Source organism: Mycobacterium novum (genome assembly GCF_010726505.1).
Lineage (GTDB): Bacteria > Actinomycetota > Actinomycetes > Mycobacteriales > Mycobacteriaceae > Mycobacterium > Mycobacterium algericum.
In genome coordinates, this window is sequence record NZ_AP022562.1 from 2,492,160 (window position 1) to 2,509,210 (window position 17,051).

At 69.5% G+C, this 17,051-nt stretch carries 17 protein-coding genes; 13 read left to right on the forward strand and 4 right to left on the reverse strand.

Going from position 1 to position 17,051, the window contains the following annotated elements:
* Positions 1-9: 9 nt before the first annotated feature.
* The 10 genes from folK (at position 10) to clpC1 (ending at position 10,680) form a co-directional block, all read left to right on the forward strand.
* The gene (gene folK, locus G6N19_RS11445) at positions 10-531 is read left to right on the forward strand and encodes a 2-amino-4-hydroxy-6-hydroxymethyldihydropteridine diphosphokinase (protein WP_013830818.1); all 522 of its coding nucleotides are present in this window, start codon (positions 10-12) and stop codon (positions 529-531) included.
* On the forward strand, positions 531-1,016 hold the full coding sequence (locus G6N19_RS11450; protein ID WP_193464964.1) for a DUF3180 domain-containing protein: 486 nt from the start codon (positions 531-533) through the stop codon (positions 1,014-1,016). The genes folK and G6N19_RS11450 overlap by 1 nt, the downstream gene beginning before the upstream one ends.
* Before the next feature lie 143 nt (positions 1,017-1,159).
* Positions 1,160-2,641: a DUF6779 domain-containing protein gene (locus G6N19_RS11455; RefSeq protein WP_193464965.1), complete on the forward strand. Its 1,482-nt coding sequence runs from the start codon at positions 1,160-1,162 to the stop codon at positions 2,639-2,641.
* A gap of 123 nt (positions 2,642-2,764) precedes the next feature.
* Positions 2,765-3,667: a Rossmann-like and DUF2520 domain-containing protein gene (locus tag G6N19_RS11460; RefSeq protein WP_013830815.1), complete on the forward strand. Its 903-nt coding sequence runs from the start codon at positions 2,765-2,767 to the stop codon at positions 3,665-3,667.
* Entirely contained in the window at positions 3,664-4,614 is a 951-nt protein-coding gene (gene panC, locus G6N19_RS11465) for a pantoate--beta-alanine ligase (protein ID WP_193464966.1), read from the forward strand. The genes G6N19_RS11460 and panC overlap by 4 nt, the downstream gene beginning before the upstream one ends.
* Positions 4,614-5,030: an aspartate 1-decarboxylase gene (panD, locus tag G6N19_RS11470; RefSeq protein ID WP_013830813.1), complete on the forward strand. Its 417-nt coding sequence runs from the start codon at positions 4,614-4,616 to the stop codon at positions 5,028-5,030. Before panC ends, panD begins: the two co-directional genes overlap by 1 nt.
* A 2-nt stretch (positions 5,031-5,032) precedes the next feature.
* Positions 5,033-5,842 carry a type III pantothenate kinase gene (locus G6N19_RS11475; RefSeq protein ID WP_013830812.1) on the forward strand — a complete coding sequence of 270 codons (810 nt, stop codon included), beginning with the start codon at positions 5,033-5,035 and terminating at the stop codon, positions 5,840-5,842.
* A 30-nt stretch (positions 5,843-5,872) separates the two neighbouring features.
* Positions 5,873-7,408 carry a lysine--tRNA ligase gene (lysS, locus tag G6N19_RS11480; protein ID WP_205277433.1) on the forward strand — a complete coding sequence of 512 codons (1,536 nt, stop codon included), beginning with the start codon at positions 5,873-5,875 and terminating at the stop codon, positions 7,406-7,408.
* 117 nt (positions 7,409-7,525) lie between these two features.
* Positions 7,526-7,861 (forward strand): histone-like nucleoid-structuring protein Lsr2, encoded by a 336-nt coding sequence (gene lsr2, locus G6N19_RS11485; protein WP_041318978.1) that lies wholly within the window; start codon positions 7,526-7,528, stop codon positions 7,859-7,861.
* Between the two features lie 290 nt (positions 7,862-8,151).
* Complete coding sequence (clpC1, locus tag G6N19_RS11490; protein ID WP_041318975.1) at positions 8,152-10,680, forward strand: ATP-dependent protease ATP-binding subunit ClpC; 2,529 nt, start codon at positions 8,152-8,154, stop codon at positions 10,678-10,680.
* A gap of 69 nt (positions 10,681-10,749) precedes the next feature.
* On the opposite strand, the gene G6N19_RS11495 is transcribed toward clpC1, so the two are convergent.
* Together G6N19_RS11495 and mhuD are read right to left on the reverse strand one after the other, a co-directional pair.
* Positions 10,750-12,087 carry a serine hydrolase gene (locus G6N19_RS11495; protein WP_158019513.1) on the reverse strand — a complete coding sequence of 446 codons (1,338 nt, stop codon included), beginning with the start codon at positions 12,085-12,087 and terminating at the stop codon, positions 10,750-10,752.
* Between the two features lie 4 nt (positions 12,088-12,091).
* Entirely contained in the window at positions 12,092-12,409 is a 318-nt protein-coding gene (gene mhuD, locus G6N19_RS11500; RefSeq protein ID WP_013830806.1) for a mycobilin-forming heme oxygenase MhuD, read from the reverse strand.
* A gap of 99 nt (positions 12,410-12,508) precedes the next feature.
* Here mhuD and G6N19_RS11505 point away from each other — a divergent pair, with 99 nt between their 5' ends.
* Positions 12,509-13,195: an alpha/beta fold hydrolase gene (locus G6N19_RS11505; protein WP_408632499.1), complete on the forward strand. Its 687-nt coding sequence runs from the start codon at positions 12,509-12,511 to the stop codon at positions 13,193-13,195.
* On the opposite strand, the gene G6N19_RS11510 is transcribed toward G6N19_RS11505, so the two are convergent.
* The gene (locus G6N19_RS11510) at positions 13,162-14,061 is read right to left on the reverse strand and encodes an HhH-GPD family protein (RefSeq protein ID WP_013830804.1); all 900 of its coding nucleotides are present in this window, start codon (positions 14,059-14,061) and stop codon (positions 13,162-13,164) included. The genes G6N19_RS11505 and G6N19_RS11510 overlap by 34 nt on opposite strands.
* 25 nt (positions 14,062-14,086) lie before the next feature.
* Between G6N19_RS11510 and G6N19_RS11515 the strand changes: the two genes are divergently transcribed.
* Together G6N19_RS11515 and G6N19_RS11520 are read left to right on the forward strand one after the other, a co-directional pair.
* Positions 14,087-14,710, forward strand: a complete 624-nt coding sequence (locus G6N19_RS11515) for a carbonic anhydrase (protein ID WP_013830803.1) — start codon at positions 14,087-14,089, stop codon at positions 14,708-14,710.
* A gap of 128 nt (positions 14,711-14,838) precedes the next feature.
* Positions 14,839-15,600: a hypothetical protein gene (locus G6N19_RS11520; protein WP_013830802.1), complete on the forward strand. Its 762-nt coding sequence runs from the start codon at positions 14,839-14,841 to the stop codon at positions 15,598-15,600.
* Between the two features lie 15 nt (positions 15,601-15,615).
* Here G6N19_RS11520 and radA read toward each other — a convergent pair whose 3' ends face one another.
* Positions 15,616-17,031 carry a DNA repair protein RadA gene (radA, locus tag G6N19_RS11525; RefSeq protein ID WP_193464968.1) on the reverse strand — a complete coding sequence of 472 codons (1,416 nt, stop codon included), beginning with the start codon at positions 17,029-17,031 and terminating at the stop codon, positions 15,616-15,618.
* Positions 17,032-17,051 lie beyond the last annotated feature (20 nt).

The window sequence follows — 17,051 nt, forward strand, 5'->3', positions numbered from 1 at the left end:
GCGGCGCCGATGACTGAAGCGGTGCTTTCCATCGGATCCAACCTGGGTGATCGGTTGGCCAGGTTGCAGTCGGCCGTCGACGGCTTCGGCACGGCGGTCCGCGAGGTGTCCGGGGTCTACGAGAGCGAAGCGTGGGGCGGGGTCGATCAGGGTCGCTTCCTCAACGCGGTGCTGATCGTGGAGGATCCGGCCGTCGACAAACACGGTTGGCTGCACCGCGCACAGGACCTGGAGCAGGCGGCGGACCGGGTCCGTGGCGAACGCTGGGGCCCGCGAACCCTCGACGTCGACGTGATCAGCTGCCGCGAACAACCCGGGGGCGCGGAGCTGTTCTCCCGCGACGACGGGCTGACACTGCCGCACCCGCTGGCGCATCTGCGCGCGTTCGTCATGGTTCCGTGGCTGGCGGTCGAGCCGGAGGCGCAGCTGACGGTGGCCGGCCGGCAGTGCGCGGTGGCGGGCCTGCTGGACGAACTGGAACCCGCCGACCGCACCTCGCTGCGGCTGACCGACCTGGTGCTGCAGCGCTGATGGGCCCGACCCGTAAACGAGACGTCACCGCAGGGGTGGTCGCCGCTGCGGTGCTCAGCTACCTGGCGGTTCCGCTGTTGTACCGATGGTTCCCGCCGATCACCACCTGGACCGGGGTATCGCTGCTGGTGGCCGCGATCGCCGAGGCGGCCTGGGGCCGGTATGTCCGGGAGAAGATCGATGACGGCCAGATCGGCGTGGGGCCCGGGTGGCTGCACCCGCTGGCGGTGGCGCGCACCGTGGTGGTCGCCAAGGCCTCGGCCTGGATGGGTGCGCTGGTGCTCGGCTTCTGGCTCGGTGTGCTGGGCTACCTGTTGCCGCGCCGCGCCGCGCTGCACGTCGCCGCCGAGGACACCGGAGGCGCGGTGGTCGCCGCGGTCAGTGCACTGGCACTGCTCATCGCTGCGCTGTGGTTGCAGAACTGCTGCAAGTCGCCGCAGGACCCCGGACAGTCCGGGCAGCTGACCGGAAATCAGCCGGGGTGAGAATCGCCGGAGCAGGGCGACACGCGGAGTGACCTCGTACAGGTACAGTCGGGCAATGCGTGTCGGCAACGATGCGGACGCGCTGGGGCGCCCCCGTCCGCGCAGCGGCGAGGGGGACGAGGCGACGAGGTGGAGCGGCGCAGATGAATTCGGTCCTGTCCCGCGCCCCGGGTCGGCGTGGCGGTCGCAGGCCGGGCTGGACGCTGATGACGGCCTTGCTGATCCTCGCTATCGCGTCGAGTTCGGCATTGGTGTTCACCAGTCGGGTGGAACTGCTGAAGCTCGCGGTCATCGTGGCGCTGTGGGCGGCGGTCGCGGCGGCGTTCGTGTCGGTGATCTACCGGCGGCAAAGCGACGTCGACCAGGCCCGGGCCCGGGACCTGAAGCTGGTCTACGACCTGCAGCTGGATCGCGAGATCTCGGCGCGGCGTGAATACGAGCTGACGGTGGAGTCGCAGCTGCGCCGTGAGCTGGCCTCGGAGCTGCGGGCGCAGGCCGCCGACGAGGTCGCCGCGCTGCGAGCCGAGTTGGCCGCGCTGCGGACCAACCTGGAGATCCTCTTCGACTCCGACCTGAGTCACCGGCCGGCGCTGGAGACTGATTCCTCTGCGCGCACGACTATTCGTGCCTACAGCGACTGGGCCCGCTCGGGTGGGGAGTCCGACGGCGCGCGCGCCACTCCGGCCGCTGCGGCCTACTACCCCGAGGATCCGGTCACCCAAACCACCGAGAGCCCGATCATCGACGTTCCGGAGGTGGGGATCCCGACCGGTGGAATCCCCACGCCGGCGGCGCATCAGACATATCAGCCGTCGCAGACCTCGCAGCCGCCGCCTGCCGAGCCGACCTACCGCGGTTCGCATCGCCGGGCCGCCGACGAGACGCCGCGCCGAGCCGCGGAGGATGGCGGCGCCCGTCGAGCCGCGGAGGAGGCGGTCCCGCGTCACCCCGCGGAGGAGGTCCAGCAGCCCGCTGGCCGTTGGGCGCAGCCCCCGCAGCCGTTCGTCCCGCCCGAGCCCCGCAGGGAAGCCGAGTCCCGTCGCGAGCCCGCCCCGCCGCCGACGCCACCTCCGGCCGCGCCACCGCCGCCGCCCTGGGTGGCGGGACCGCCGGCTTCGCCACCGGCTTCAGAACCGGCGTGGAAACCGGTTGGCGCCGAGGGCGAGTGGCTGCCCCCGGGCTCGCCGGGCAGCAACTGGTCCGCCGAGACTCCTCCCACTGCCGCGGACTCCGGCCGGCACGGCGCCGCCGACCCCCGGCATGCCGGCGAAGACGCGGTGGCGGCCGCACCCGAACGCAGCGCCGAAGCGCCGTCGCGGCACGGCCGTCACGCGGGGCCGGGCACACTGGCAGACGGCCCGGTCAACGGCGCCGAGCGGGCCCGCCACGACGGGGAGGGGCGTCGGCGGGCGCGCTCCCGGCACTCGGCGGAGCCGGTCGGCAGCCATGCCCAGCCGGAGTCGGCGCCCGGGAGCGCCCCGGGTCGCTCGGCACGGCATTCCACCGGCGCTGAGCCGGGAACCGAGGCCGCCCCGAACACCGGCGGGCAGTCGGTCGCCGAGCTGCTGGCCCGGCTGCAGGCAACGCCGACCGAGGGGCGCCGGCGTCGCCGCCGCGAGGAATAGCGGCCGCGGCTGCGACCAACGTCACTCTCCGGGCCAGGGCCGATCGGGATAGACTCTGCCCGACCGTCCGGTACCCGCAACGCGGGACTGGAACGAACCAAGAGAACCTGTGAGGTCGTCTGCATGGTGCAGTTCGACGGACTGCGGCCCGCCCGACTCAAGGTGGGAGTCATCTCGGCAGGCCGGGTCGGCACCGCGTTGGGTATCGCGTTGGAGCGCGCCGACCACGTCGTGGTGGCGTGCAGCGCCATCTCCGAGGCGTCGCGGCAGCGCGCTGCCCGGCGGCTGCCCGACACCTTGGTGCGTCCGGCCCACGATGTCGCCGGTGATGCCGAATTGCTGCTGCTGGCGGTGCCCGACACCGAACTGGCCGGCATCGTGTCCGGCCTCGCCGCCACCGGTGCGGTACGCGCCGGCACGATCGTCGTGCACACCTCCGGTGCCACCGGGATCGGCGTGCTGGCGCCGCTGACCGAGCAGGGCTGTTTGCCGTTGGCGATCCACCCCGCGATGACGTTCACCGGCGCCGACGAGGACATCGACCGGCTGACCGACAGCTGTTTCGGCATCACCGCCGCCGACGAGATCGGCTATGCCATCGGCGAGTCGCTGACGCTGGAGATCGGCGCCGAGCCGTTCCGGGTCGACGAAACCGTCCGCACGCTCTATCACGCCGCGCTCTGTCACGGCGGCAACCACGTCGTCACCGTGATCGACGACGCGCTGGCGGCGCTGCGGGCGGCGCTGCCCGGCCGGTTGGGCGCCACCGAGGTACCCGACCCCGACGGCGTTGCCGAACGGGTGCTGGGGCCGTTGGTGCGGGCTGCGCTGGCCAACACCCTGCGAGACGGCCGGGCCGCGCTGACCGGGCCGGTGGCCCGTGGCGACGCGGCCACCTTGGCCCGCCACCTCGAGGCGCTGACCGGCGTGGACCCGGAGCTGGCCGAGGCCTACCGCAGCAACGCGCTGCGCACCGCGCGCCGCGCCGGCGCCGCCGAGGACGTGCTGGCGGTGCTGGCCCGGTGATCCCCAACGCTGCCCGGGGCGCGCAGCCCACCTTCGCCGCCGGTGAGCTCAACGTCTACGCCCGGCCGGACGAGATCGCCCGCGTCACCCGGGCGCTGCGCTCGACCGGCCGTCGGGTGATGCTGGTGCCGACCATGGGCGCGCTGCACGACGGCCACCTGGCGTTGGTGCGTGCCGCCCGCAAGGTGCCGGGCGCCGTTGTGGTGGTGTCGATCTTCGTCAACCCACTGCAGTTCGGCGCCGGCGAGGATCTCGAGGCCTATCCGCGGACCCTGGACGACGACCTGGCCCTGTTGCGCGCTGCGGGTGTCGAGCTGGTCTTCGCCCCGACCGCCGCCGCGATGTATCCCGACGGGCCGCGCACCGCCGTGCACCCGGGCCCGCTGGGATCCGAGCTCGAGGGCGCCGCGCGCCCGACGCATTTCGCCGGAATGCTCACCGTGGTCGCCAAATTACTGTCGATCGTGCGGCCCGACCGGGCGTTCTTCGGCGAAAAGGATTATCAGCAGCTGGTGCTGGTGCGCCAGATGGTCGCGGACCTCGATCTCGACGTGACCGTGGTGGGGGTGCCGACGGTGCGTGAGCCAGACGGCCTGGCGCTGTCGTCGCGCAACCGCTACCTCGACCCGGCGCAGCGCGAGGCCGCGGCGGCGTTGTCGGCGGCGCTGGCCGCCGGTGAGCGCGCCGCATCGGCCGGGGCGACCGCGGCTCTCGACGCCGCCGGCGCGGTGCTCTCCGCGGTTCCGGCGGTCGATGTCGACTACCTGCAGGTGCGCGGCGTCGACCTCGGGCCCGCGCCGGCCGAAGGGCAGGCACGGCTGCTGATCGCCGCCCGGCTCGGAGCGACCCGATTGATCGACAACGCCGCCATAACACTCGGATTTCCCGCCGACGACACGTCGGTCGGTTCGGATGGATATCCCGCCGCACAAAACCGGAGGAATTGATGTTTCGGACGATGCTCAAGTCGAAGATTCACCGCGCCACGGTGACCCACGCCGACCTGCACTACGTCGGATCGGTGACCATCGATGCCGACCTGATGGACGCCGCCGACCTGCTCGAGGGCGAGCAGGTGACGATCGTCGACATCGACAACGGCGCTCGACTGGTCACCTACGCCATCACCGGCGAGCGGGGGACAGGCGTCATCGGAATCAATGGTGCCGCAGCGCATCTGGTGCATCCGGGTGATCTGGTGATCCTGATCGCCTACGGCACCATGGAGGACGCCGAGGCCCGCCGGTATCGGCCGCGGATCGTGTTCGTCGACTCCGACAACAAGCAGGTGGATCTGGGTGACGACCCCGCCTTCGTGCCCGACGACGTGGCCGACCTGCTCTCACCGAGAAGCGTGGGGTAGCTGTGCTGCTGGCGATCGACGTCCGAAACACCCACACCGTGATCGGCCTGCTGGCCGGTTCGGGTGAGCATGCAAACGTCGTGCAGCAGTGGCGAATCCGCACCGAGGCGGAGATCACCGCCGACGAGCTGGCGCTGACCCTGGACGGACTGATCGGTGACGACGGCGAACAGCTCACCGGGGCTGCGGCGCTGTCCACCGTGCCGTCGGTGCTGCACGAAGTGCGAGTGATGCTCGATCAATACTGGCCCTCGGTGCCGTCGGTGCTGATCGAACCGGGAGTGCGTACCGGGATCCCGCTGCTGGTCGACAATCCCAAGGAAGTCGGCGCCGACCGAATCGTCAACTGCCTCGCTGCTTTTCACAAGTTCAACAAGGCGGCGATCGTCGTCGACTTCGGTTCGTCGATCTGCGTCGACGTGGTGTCGGCCAAGGGCGAATTCCTGGGCGGCGCGATAGCCCCTGGTGTTCAGATCTCCTCGGATGCCGCTGCGGCCCGCTCTGCGGGGTTGCGTCGGGTCGAGCTCACCCGGCCGCGCTCGGTGATCGGCAAGAACACCGTCGAATGCATGCAGGCCGGCGCCGTGTTCGGCTTCGCCGGACTGGTCGACGGGCTGGTTCGCCGGGTCCGCGACGATACGCCGGGCTTGGCCGACGCCACCGTGGTGGCCACCGGGCACACCGCGCGTGAGTTGCTCGCCGATCTGGAGACGGTCGACCACTACGACGCCAATCTCACCCTGGACGGTTTGCGCTTGGTGTTCGAGCGCAACCGGGACAGTCAGCGGGGCAGGCTGCGGCCGGCGCGCTGAGCGCCCGCCGGTTGATTAAGCTGGCACGTCGTGAGCTCCGCCGATACCCCCGACACCCCAGAGCTGTCGCACCCCGAGGACCCTGACCTTCCCGAGCAGTTCCGCATTCGCCGCGACAAGCGGGCGCGGTTGCTGGCCCAGGGCCGCGATCCCTATCCGGTGGCGGTGGACCGCACCCACACGCTCGCCCAGATCCGGGCCGCCTACCCCGACCTCGCCGCCGACACCGAAACCGGCGACGTTGTCGGCGTGGCCGGTCGGGTGGTGTTCGCCCGCAACTCCGGAAAGCTGTGTTTCGCAACCCTGCAGGAGGGCGACGGTACCCAGTTGCAGGTGATGATCAGCCTGGCCAGCGTCGGCGAACAGCCGTTGGAGTCGTGGAAGGCCGATGTCGACCTGGGCGACATCGTCCACGTGCACGGCGAGGTGATCAGCTCCCGCCGCGGCGAGCTGTCGGTGTTGGCCGACTCGTGGCAGATGGCGTCGAAATCGCTGCGGCCGTTGCCGGTCGCGCACAAGGAGATGAGCGAGGAGTCGCGGGTCCGGCAGCGCTACGTCGACCTGATCGTCCGGCCGGAGGCGCGGATCGTGGCTCGCCAGCGGATCCTGGTGATTCGAGCCATTCGCTCCGCCTTGGAACGTCGCGGATTCCTCGAAGTCGAAACGCCGATGTTGCAGACATTGGCCGGTGGGGCGGCGGCCCGACCGTTCGTCACACATTCGAACGCACTCGATGTCGACCTCTACCTGCGAATCGCTCCTGAGCTTTTCCTGAAACGCTGTGTTGTCGGTGGCTTCGAGCGGGTCTTCGAACTCAATCGGGTGTTCCGAAACGAAGGCGCCGATTCTACGCATTCGCCCGAATTCTCGATGCTGGAGACCTACCAGGCCTATGGCACCTACGATGACTCGGCCGTGGCCACGCGGGAGATTATTCAAGAGGTCGCCGACGAGGTGATCGGGACCCGCCGACTACCACTGCCCGACGGCAGCACCTACGACATTGACGGCGAATGGGCGACGGTGGAGATGTACCCGTCACTGTCGCACGCGATCGGCGAGGAAATCACCCCGGCGACCTCTGCGGATCGGCTGTGGGCGGTGGCCGACCGGCTCGGTGTGGAGATTCCCACCGACCGCGGCTACGGACACGGCAAGCTGGTCGAGGAACTGTGGGAACATGCTGTGGGTAATGCCCTGAGTGCGCCCACGTTCGTGCGGGACTTCCCGGTTGAGACGACTCCGCTGACGCGGCAACACCGCAGTATCGACGGGGTCACCGAGAAGTGGGATCTCTACATGCGCGGGGTCGAACTGGCCACCGGCTACTCCGAACTCATCGACCCGGTGGTGCAGCGCGCGCGTTTTGAGGATCAGGCGCGCGCCGCGGCGGCCGGCGACGACGAGGCGATGGCACTGGACGAAGACTTCCTGGTAGCGATGGAACACGCGATGCCACCCTGCACCGGCACCGGAATGGGCATCGATCGCCTGCTGATGGTCTTGACGGGCCTGTCAATTAGGGACACCGTTTTGTTCCCGATTGTTCGGCGCCACGGCAACTGAACTCCTGACGACGGCTGTTGTGTTGAAGCAGGCGTATTTTTATGGCACATTGGTCCGCGAGGTCGAATACGGCTTTGCGCACAGTTTGCGCGCAGGAAAGCTAACTTAGGGGTACCGATGGCGAAAAAAGTGACCGTCACCTTGATCGATGATTTCGATGGTGAGGGTGCCGCCGACGAAACAGTCGAATTCGGGCTGGACGGGGTGACCTATGAGATCGATCTTTCAACCAAGAATGCCACGAAACTGCGCTCCGACTTGAAGAAGTGGGCGGACGCGGGCCGTCGGGTCGGCGGCCGGCGGCGGGGACGGGCCGGTGGCGCCCGCCGCGGGGCGATCGACCGGGAACAAAGCGCCGCGATCCGCGAATGGGCTCGCCGCAACGGCCACAACGTGTCGACCCGCGGCCGTATCCCGGCCGACATCATCGACGCATTTCACGCCGCCACTTAGAGTTGCCACCGGCCCCGGCGGTTTAGCGAAGCTGGAACCGCCGCATAGTTTCGGTTTTCGCTGCTGGCGAACCCGGTGACCCGGCGGAACGCATTCGGGGGTCGCGCCGTTGCTCCCTTGCATCAGGTGCCAGGCCTTTCGGGGTCTGCCACCCGCAGGTAGTCGATATCGGTACGCATTGCACGGTAGGTCCCAGCGCGCTCGGCCGCCCACTACAGTGGACGACAGGTGCGCGCGGCCGAGCCGAGGCCGACCAAGTACCGATGGTGAGGGAGAGCAGGTAAACACCGATGTTCGAAAGATTTACCGACCGGGCCCGCAGGGTTGTCGTCCTCGCGCAGGAAGAGGCGCGGATGCTCAACCACAACTACATCGGGACCGAGCACATCCTGCTCGGGTTGATCCACGAGGGCGAGGGCGTGGCCGCCAAGTCGCTGGAGTCGCTGGGCATCTCCCTGGAGGGGGTGCGCAGCCAGGTCGAGGAGATCATCGGCCAGGGCCAGCAGGCGCCGTCCGGGCACATCCCGTTCACCCCGCGTGCCAAGAAGGTGCTCGAGCTGAGTCTGCGTGAGGCGTTGCAGCTCGGCCACAACTACATCGGCACCGAGCACATCCTGCTCGGCCTGATCCGTGAGGGCGAGGGCGTCGCGGCACAGGTGCTGGTCAAGTTGGGCGCCGACCTGACCCGGGTGCGCCAGCAGGTCATCCAGCTGCTGAGCGGCTACCAGGGCAAGGAGACCGCCGAGGCCGGCACCGGCGGCCGGGGCGGAGAGTCCGGCTCGCCGTCCACCTCGCTGGTGCTCGACCAGTTCGGCCGCAACCTGACCGCCGCGGCCATGGAGGGCAAGCTCGACCCGGTGATCGGCCGGGAGAAGGAAATCGAGCGGGTCATGCAGGTGCTTTCCCGGCGCACCAAAAACAACCCGGTGCTGATCGGTGAGCCCGGCGTCGGCAAGACGGCCGTGGTGGAGGGGCTGGCGCAGGCGATCGTGGCCGGCGAGGTCCCCGAGACGCTGAAGGACAAGCAGCTCTACACCCTGGACCTGGGTTCGCTGGTCGCCGGCAGCCGCTACCGCGGTGACTTCGAGGAGCGGCTGAAGAAGGTCCTCAAGGAGATCAACACCCGCGGCGACATCATCTTGTTCATCGACGAGCTGCACACCCTGGTGGGCGCCGGCGCGGCCGAGGGCGCGATCGACGCGGCCTCGATCCTTAAGCCCAAGCTGGCGCGCGGCGAGCTGCAGACGATCGGCGCCACCACCCTCGACGAATACCGCAAGTACATCGAGAAGGACGCCGCGCTGGAGCGCCGGTTCCAGCCGGTGCAGGTCGGTGAGCCCACCGTGGAGCACACCATCGAGATCCTCAAGGGCCTGCGGGACCGCTACGAGGCCCACCACCGGGTCTCGATCAGCGACTCGGCGATCGTGGCCGCGGCCACCCTGGCCGACCGCTACATCAACGACCGGTTCCTGCCGGACAAGGCGATCGACCTGATCGACGAGGCCGGTGCACGGATGCGGATCCGCCGGATGACCGCGCCGCCGGACCTGCGCGAGTTCGACGAGAAGATCGCCGACGCGCGCCGCGAGAAGGAGTCCGCGATCGACGCGCAGGACTTCGAGAAGGCCGCCAGCCTCCGCGACCGCGAGAAGCAACTGGTCGCCCAGCGTGCAGAGCGTGAGAAGCAGTGGCGCGCCGGGGATCTCGACGTCGTGGCCGAAGTCGATGACGAGCAGATCGCCGAGGTGCTGGGCAACTGGACCGGCATCCCGGTGTTCAAGCTGACCGAGGCCGAGACCACCCGCCTGCTGCGGATGGAAGACGAGCTGCACAAGCGGATCATCGGGCAGAAGGATGCCGTCAACGCCGTCTCGAAGGCGATCCGCCGTACCCGTGCCGGGTTGAAAGACCCCAAGCGGCCGTCCGGCTCGTTCATCTTCGCCGGTCCCTCCGGTGTCGGTAAGACCGAGCTGTCCAAGGCGCTGGCGGAGTTCCTGTTCGGCGACGACGATGCGCTCATCCAGATCGACATGGGCGAGTTCCACGACCGCTTCACCGCCTCTAGGCTGTTCGGGGCCCCTCCGGGCTACGTCGGCTACGAGGAGGGCGGCCAGCTGACCGAGAAGGTGCGGCGCAAGCCGTTCTCGGTGGTGCTGTTCGACGAGATCGAGAAGGCGCACCAGGAGATCTACAACTCGCTGTTGCAGGTCCTCGAGGACGGTCGGCTCACCGACGGTCAGGGTCGCACGGTGGACTTCAAGAACTGCGTGCTGATCTTCACCTCCAACCTGGGCACTTCCGACATCTCCAAGGCGGTCGGACTGGGCTTCACCCAGGGCGGCGGGGAGAACAACTACGAGCGGATGAAGCTCAAGGTCAACGACGAGCTCAAGAAGCACTTCCGCCCGGAGTTCCTCAACCGCATCGACGACATCATCGTCTTCCACCAGCTGTCCAAGGAAGAGATCATCCAGATGGTGGATCTGATGATCGGCCGGGTGGCCAAGCAGCTCAAGGCCAAGGACATGGACATCGCGCTGTCCGACAAGGCCAAGTCGCTGCTGGCCAAGCGCGGCTTCGACCCGGTGTTGGGGGCGCGTCCGCTGCGGCGCACCATCCAGCGCGAGATCGAGGACCAGCTCTCCGAGAAGATCCTGTTCGAGGAGCTCGGCCCCGGCCAGCTGGTGACCGTCGACGTCGACAATTGGGACGGCGAGGGCCCGCAGGAGGACGCGGTGTTCACCTTCGTCGGCAGCCAGAAGCCGGCGGCGGAGGAGTCCGATCTGGCCAAGGCCGGCGCGCCCACCGCGGACTAGTTCATAGCGCGAGTGGGAATCTGGCGACGCTGACCCGGCGGGTTGCGTCGCCGGATTCCCTTTCGCGGTCTAGCGCGCTACCGGCAGCAGTCCGAACGCCTGCTTGGCGACCTGCAGCATCCAGCTGCCGACGCTCTTGCCGTGATCACGCGGCCAGTTGAGCTGGAAGCTGACGACCCACGGTTGGCCGCCGCGGTCGACGGCGTACCAGCTGAAGGTCAGGTCGCCGGGCAGGCCGCCGGCTTTGGCGCCGATGTAGGGCCAGTCGGCGCGGGGCAGGTCGATGCCGCGGACCGCGGACAGGATCTCGTGGACCGGAGCGGCCTTGCCCACCGCACCGGCCTGCAGCGCCACGTGCACTCGGCAGATGTCCTCTGCGCTGCCGTACCACTCCGCGCCGTAGGCCGACGCCGGAACGTGTGCGCGGACCGGATCCGGCTCGTACGGGCGGGAGTTGGCCTGCTGCAGTAGCTTTGCCCGCTCTTGCGGGGAGCCGTGCTGCCACTGCTCGCGCAGGTCGGGCTTTCCCCAGCCCACCGAGAACAACTCGTACATGGTGGGAAACGGCGTCATGCTGGCCGGGTCGTGGTGGCCGGCCGTGACCAGTGCCCGCTCGACGGCATGGGTTCCCACATGGTCGATCAGCAGGTCGGTCGCCATGTTGTCGCTGGTGGCGATCATCTTCTCGGCGGCCTTGCGCACCGACACGTGGGCGCCCTCGGGTAGTTCCTCCAGTCCCGACGAGCCGACCACCTTGGCCCGACCGGTGATGGTCAGCGGATCGTCCCAGGACACCCGGCCGGCCTTTACCTCGTTGGCCACCGCCAACAGCACATACAGCTTGAAGATCGACGCCAGCGGCAGCGACTGTCGGGCATTGGTGCCGGCCACCGGCTTGCACGTGCCGTCCTCGATGCGCGACGCCTGATAGGAGTAGCGCGCGCCGGTCCGGCTCAACACCGCGTCGAGGTCACGCCAGGAGCGGATCGTCGGTGCCTCGGTAGTCGGTTTGAACAGGTCCACCATCCCGTTGTCGTCGGTGCGGATCCTGATGTCCTGGTGGGCACCGTAGGAGGTGGTCAGGTGCAGGGTGGCCGCGCCGGCGCTGATGTCGACGCTGTCCAGCTGAAACGGCCGGTCCCACCACAACGACTCCATGGTGGTGACCACCTGATCGACCTTGTCCGGTGCGGCCAGGGTGGCCACCCCGACCGGGCCGATCGGCCAGTCGGAGTTGAGCATGTCCATGGTCTGCTTGGCGCGCAGACCCGGCGGGGTCTTGGTGGAGATCGCCGCCTCGCCGGTGTCGGCCGGCGATGCAGGCGAGGGGGCACAGCCGGCGGCCGACGCGGCGGCCAGGCCCGCCAAGGCCACGGCGGTCGTGCATGCCGCCAGTCGGCGCCGCACCGAGCTAGGCCTGGGGGGCGGTTCCGGCCACGTCCAGCACGACCTCGAACTCCAGCAACGACGCACCGGTCGCCACCGGCTTGGCCCGCTGTCCGGCGTGTGCTTCGACGGCGGGGCCCTGAGCCCACGCCTGGAAGGCTTCGTCGGACTCCCAGTGCGTCACCACGAAGTAGCGGTCCTCCCCTTTGACCGGCCGCAGCAGTTGGAAGCCGAGAAAACCGGGCTGGTTCTCCACCGCGTGCGCACGGTGGGCGAACCGGTTCTCCAGCTCGGGGCCGGCGTCGGCGGGCACCTCGATTGCATTGATTTTGACCACGGACATGTGGCCTAGGCTACCGTGCCCCGGGTGGACACCGCCTGGAGCGAGCTGCTGACCTATCGCGGCGGACACGGCGCACCGCTGGTCCTGGTGCACGGCCTGATGGGCCGCGGCAGCACCTGGCCGCGGCAACTGCCCTGGCTCAGCCGGCTGGGGGCGGTCTACACCTACGACGCGCCGTGGCATCGCGGCCGCGACGTCGCCGACCCGCACCCGATCGCCACCGAACGGTTCGTTGCCGACCTCGCCGCCGCGGTCGAGCAGCTGCCTCGCCCGGTCCGCCTGGTCGGCCACTCGATGGGGGCGTTGCACGCCTGGTGCCTGGCGGCCAGTCGGCCCGAGCTGATCTCCGCACTGGTGGTGGAGGACATGGCGCCGGACTTCCGGGGCCGCACCACCGGCCCGTGGGAGCCCTGGGTTCATGCCCTGCCGGTCGAATACACCCGTGCCGAGCAGGTGATCGAGGAGTTCGGTGACATCGCCGGGCGGTATTTCCTGGAGGCGTTCGACCGCACCGAGACCGGCTGGCGGCTGCACGGCCGTCCCGAGCGGTGGGTGCAGATCGCCGCCGAGTGGGGCACCCGCGACTACTGGGAGCAGTGGCGGCAGGTGCGCTGCGCGACGTTGTTGATCGAAGCAGGCAACTCGGTGACACCCGCCGGCCAGATGCGCGAAATGCACCGAATCGCGTCCCAGAGCAGCTATCTGCACGTCCCGGACGCCGGCCACCTGGTGCATGACGAGGCGCCGCAGACCTACCGCGAGGCCGTCGAGTCGTTTCTGTCCTGACCGGGCAGCGCGAAGCGGCCGTCGGCGAGCTGTTCCACCAGGCCGTCGTCCAGCAGTGAGGCCAGTGCGCGTTCGCGCTGCACCTCATCCACCGGCCACGCCACGTCGAGGTCGGCCCGTGTGACCGAGAATTCGTTGTCCCGCAACACATCCAGTAGGCGCCCACGCACCTGCCGATCAGTGCCGGCATAACGTTGGGCGGGCCGCCTGGGGCCGTCGGCTGACGGTGAGCCGGCCAGCCGCCAGCGGCAGTGCTCGCGCAGCGGACAGCTGTCGCAGCGCGGGGTGCGGGCCGTGCACACCAGCGCCCCGAGTTCCATCAGGGCCGCCGAGAACCGGGCTGCCCGAGCGGCATCGGGCAGCAATGCGGCGACGTCGGCGTGGTCGCGCTTCGCCGACGGGCCCGCCGCATCGGCACGTCCGTGCACGGCCCGGGCCACCACCCGGCGCACGTTGGTGTCCACCACCGGGACCGGTTTGCGATAGGCGAAGCAGGCCACCGCTCGCGCGGTGTAGCTGCCGATCCCGGGCAGTTGCTCCAGGGTCTCGACGTCGTCGGGGACCACGTCGGCGAAGTCCCGGGCGATCGTGACCGCGCATTCGTGAAGTCGCTTGGCCCGGCGCGGATAGCCCAGCTTTCCCCAGGCCCGCAACACGTCCGCGGGGGTGGCGGCGGCTGTCGCCGACGGTGTGGGCCAACGCGCCACCCAGTCCGTCCAGATCGGCAGCACCCGCGCGACCGGGGTCTGCTGCAGCATGAACTCGCTGACCAGGATCTGCCACGGTGACACACCGACCGCCCGCCACGGCAGATCCCGTTCGGCGGAATCGAACCAGCCGAGTAGGTCACCGGCGTCGACGGTCATCGGTCCGCCGTGCACAATGTCGGATATGCCCAACACCAACCCGATATCCGCATGGAAGGCACTCAAGGAGGGTAACGAGCGCTTCGTCGCCGGCGAACCCCTCCATCCCAGCCAGGACGTCGCGCGGCGCGCGGCGCTGGCGGGCGGCCAGAAGCCGACCGCGGTGGTGTTCGGCTGCGGTGACAGCCGGGTGGCCGCCGAAATCATCTTCGATCAGGGCCTGGGCGACATGTTCGTGGTCCGCACCGCCGGCCATGTCATCGATGCAGCGGTGCTGGGTTCGATCGAGTTCGGGGTGGCGGTGCTCGACGTGCCGCTGATTGTGGTGCTCGGTCACGACAGCTGCGGGGCGGTCAAGGCCGCGCTGGCCGCTCTCGACGACGGTGCCGTACCAGGCGGCTACCTGCGTGATATCGCCGAACGGGTGGCCTCGTCGATCCTGGTCGGCCGGCGCGAAGGCCTGCGCAGCATCGATGAGTTTGAGACCTTCCACGTCAACGAGACCGTGCGGCAACTAGCGACCCGGTCGACCGTCATCGCCGAGCAGGTCGAGGCCGGGACGCTGGCGATCGTGGGCGCCACCTACCACCTGGCCGACGGGCGGGTGCAGGCGCGCGACCACCTCGGCGACATCGGCGAAGAGTCGTAGCTGTCCCCGGGGTATCTTGGTCGGCCGGGCAACCGGCGGGCCCGAATACTCGGGCGAGGTCACAATGCGGCAACGACACGCCGAGAAGGGTCGGACAACTCTGCCTGAGCACGTCCTACCGTGAGAACGTGCTCGATTTGGAACCGCAGGGCCCGCTGCCTTCGCAGATCTACTGGCGACGCCGGGGACTGGCGCTGGGCATCGCGGTCGCGGTGATCGCGGTGGTGGCGGCCATCATCTTCGCTGTCGTGAACAGCAGTGCGGGCGCCGAGAACGCCGACGGGAAGAAGACGACTGCCACGCAGCAAGCCAAGCCGCCGGGCGCGCCGGCCGAAGAGGCCAAGACGCCCGTCGTGCCGCCCGCCGAGGAGGCTCCCCCGCCGGCCCCGACCCCGACCGCGGCGGTGATCCCGCCGCCGGTGCTCAAGGAGGGCGACGACTGCCCCGACTCGACGCTGGCGGTCAAGGGCATCACCGGACCGCAGTACACGGTGGGTGAGCAGCCGCAGTTCACCATGGTGGTCACCAACATCGGCCTGGTCGCCTGCAAGCGGGACGTGGGGGCAGCGGTGTTGGCCGCCTACGTCTACTCGCTGGACAACCAGCGGCTGTGGTCGAACCTGGACTGCGCGCCGTCGAACGAGACCCTGGTGAAGACCTTCGATCCCGGCGAGCAGGTGACGACCACGGTGACCTGGACCGGAATGGGTTCAGCGCCGCAATGTCCACTGCCGCGACAGCCGATCGGCCCGGGCACCTACAACCTGGTGGTTCAACTGGGCAATCTGCGGTCCGCGACGGTGCCGTTCATGCTGACTGAGCCCGCGCCGGATGCCCCGCCGCCGCCGATCGACCACCTTCCGATGCCGGAAGCGCCGCCGGGCAACTAAGGCGCCGCCGGGGCGTCAGGATCGATCCAGCAACCGAGGCGGCGGGCGCAGACCCGCGCCATGGTCGGCGATGTCGACCAGGTGGTGAAGCGCCGCAACGATATTGGCGGCCGAAACCGTGTGCAGCCCGCCCACGGTGGCCGGGGCGCCGGGAGGTGTCAGCGCGGTGGTGAACCCCAGCCGGGCCGCCTCGGCCAGCCGGCGGTCCATCCCGCTGATCGGGCGCAGGTCGCCGGCCAATCCCACCTCACCGACCACCACCGTGGTCGCCGGCAGCGGCAGGTCCGCGTAGGCCGATGCCAGCGCGATGGCGACGGCCAGATCCGTGGACGGGTCGGTCAATCGCATACCGCCCACCGTGGACAGGTAGATGTCGGCGGCCCCGACCGGCAGCTTGGCGTGCTTGTCGAGCACCGCGGTGATCATGGCGGCGCGCGCGTGGTCGATGCCGCTGACCGCCCGGCGCGGCGATCCGCCGGCCGGGTTCGCCAGCAGCGCCTGCACCTCGCCGATCAACGGTCGCTTGCCGTCCAGCGCGACGGTGATCGCGGTGCCGGGCACCGGTTCGCTGCGCTGTTCCAGGAACAGCCCGGACGGGTCGGCGACCCCTTCGATGCCGCTGTCGCGCAGCAGAAAACAGCCCACCTCGTCGGTGGCCCCGAAGCGGTTCTTCACGGCCCGCACCATCCGCAGCACCGAGTTTCGGTCGCCGTCGAAATGCAGCACCACGTCGACGAGGTGTTCCAGCGAACGCGGGCCGGCGATCGCACCGTCCTTGGTGACATGACCGACCAGGATCAGCGCCACGTCGCCGGCCTTGGCGGCCGCGGTCAGCGCGGCCGTGACAGCACGCACCTGGGTGACCCCGCCGGCCACCCCGTCGGTGTCGGCGGCGGCGATGGTCTGCACCGAATCGACCACCACCAGCGTCGGCCGCACGGCCTCGATGTGGCCCAACACAGTCTGCAGGTCCGACTCGGCGGCCAGGTAGATCTCGTCGTGGCTGCAGCCGGTGCGCTCGGCACGCAACCGGATCTGCCCGCCGGACTCTTCTCCGGAGACGTACAGTGCCCGCCGCCCCGCGAGCGCCCAACGGTGGACGACCTCGAGCAGCAGCGTGGACTTGCCCACGCCGGGGTCGCCGGCGAGCAACGAGACCGAGCCGGAGACCACCCCGCCGCCGAGCACCCGGTCGAGTTCGGCCACACCGGTCTGCTGGTGACGCGCGCTACCGGGCGCGATGGAGCTGATCGGGACCGCGGGCCGGGCCGGTGCGGCCGGCCGCAGGCCGTTCGGCGGCGCCGTCGACTCCGCCACCGGGTCGATGCCGCCCCAACTACCGCACTCGGGGCAACGCCCCAGCCATTTCGCGCAGGTGTTCCCGCACTCTGAACAGCGATACAGCGAACGCGCCTTGGAGGTTCTGGCCACCCGCTGACGGTATCCGCTGG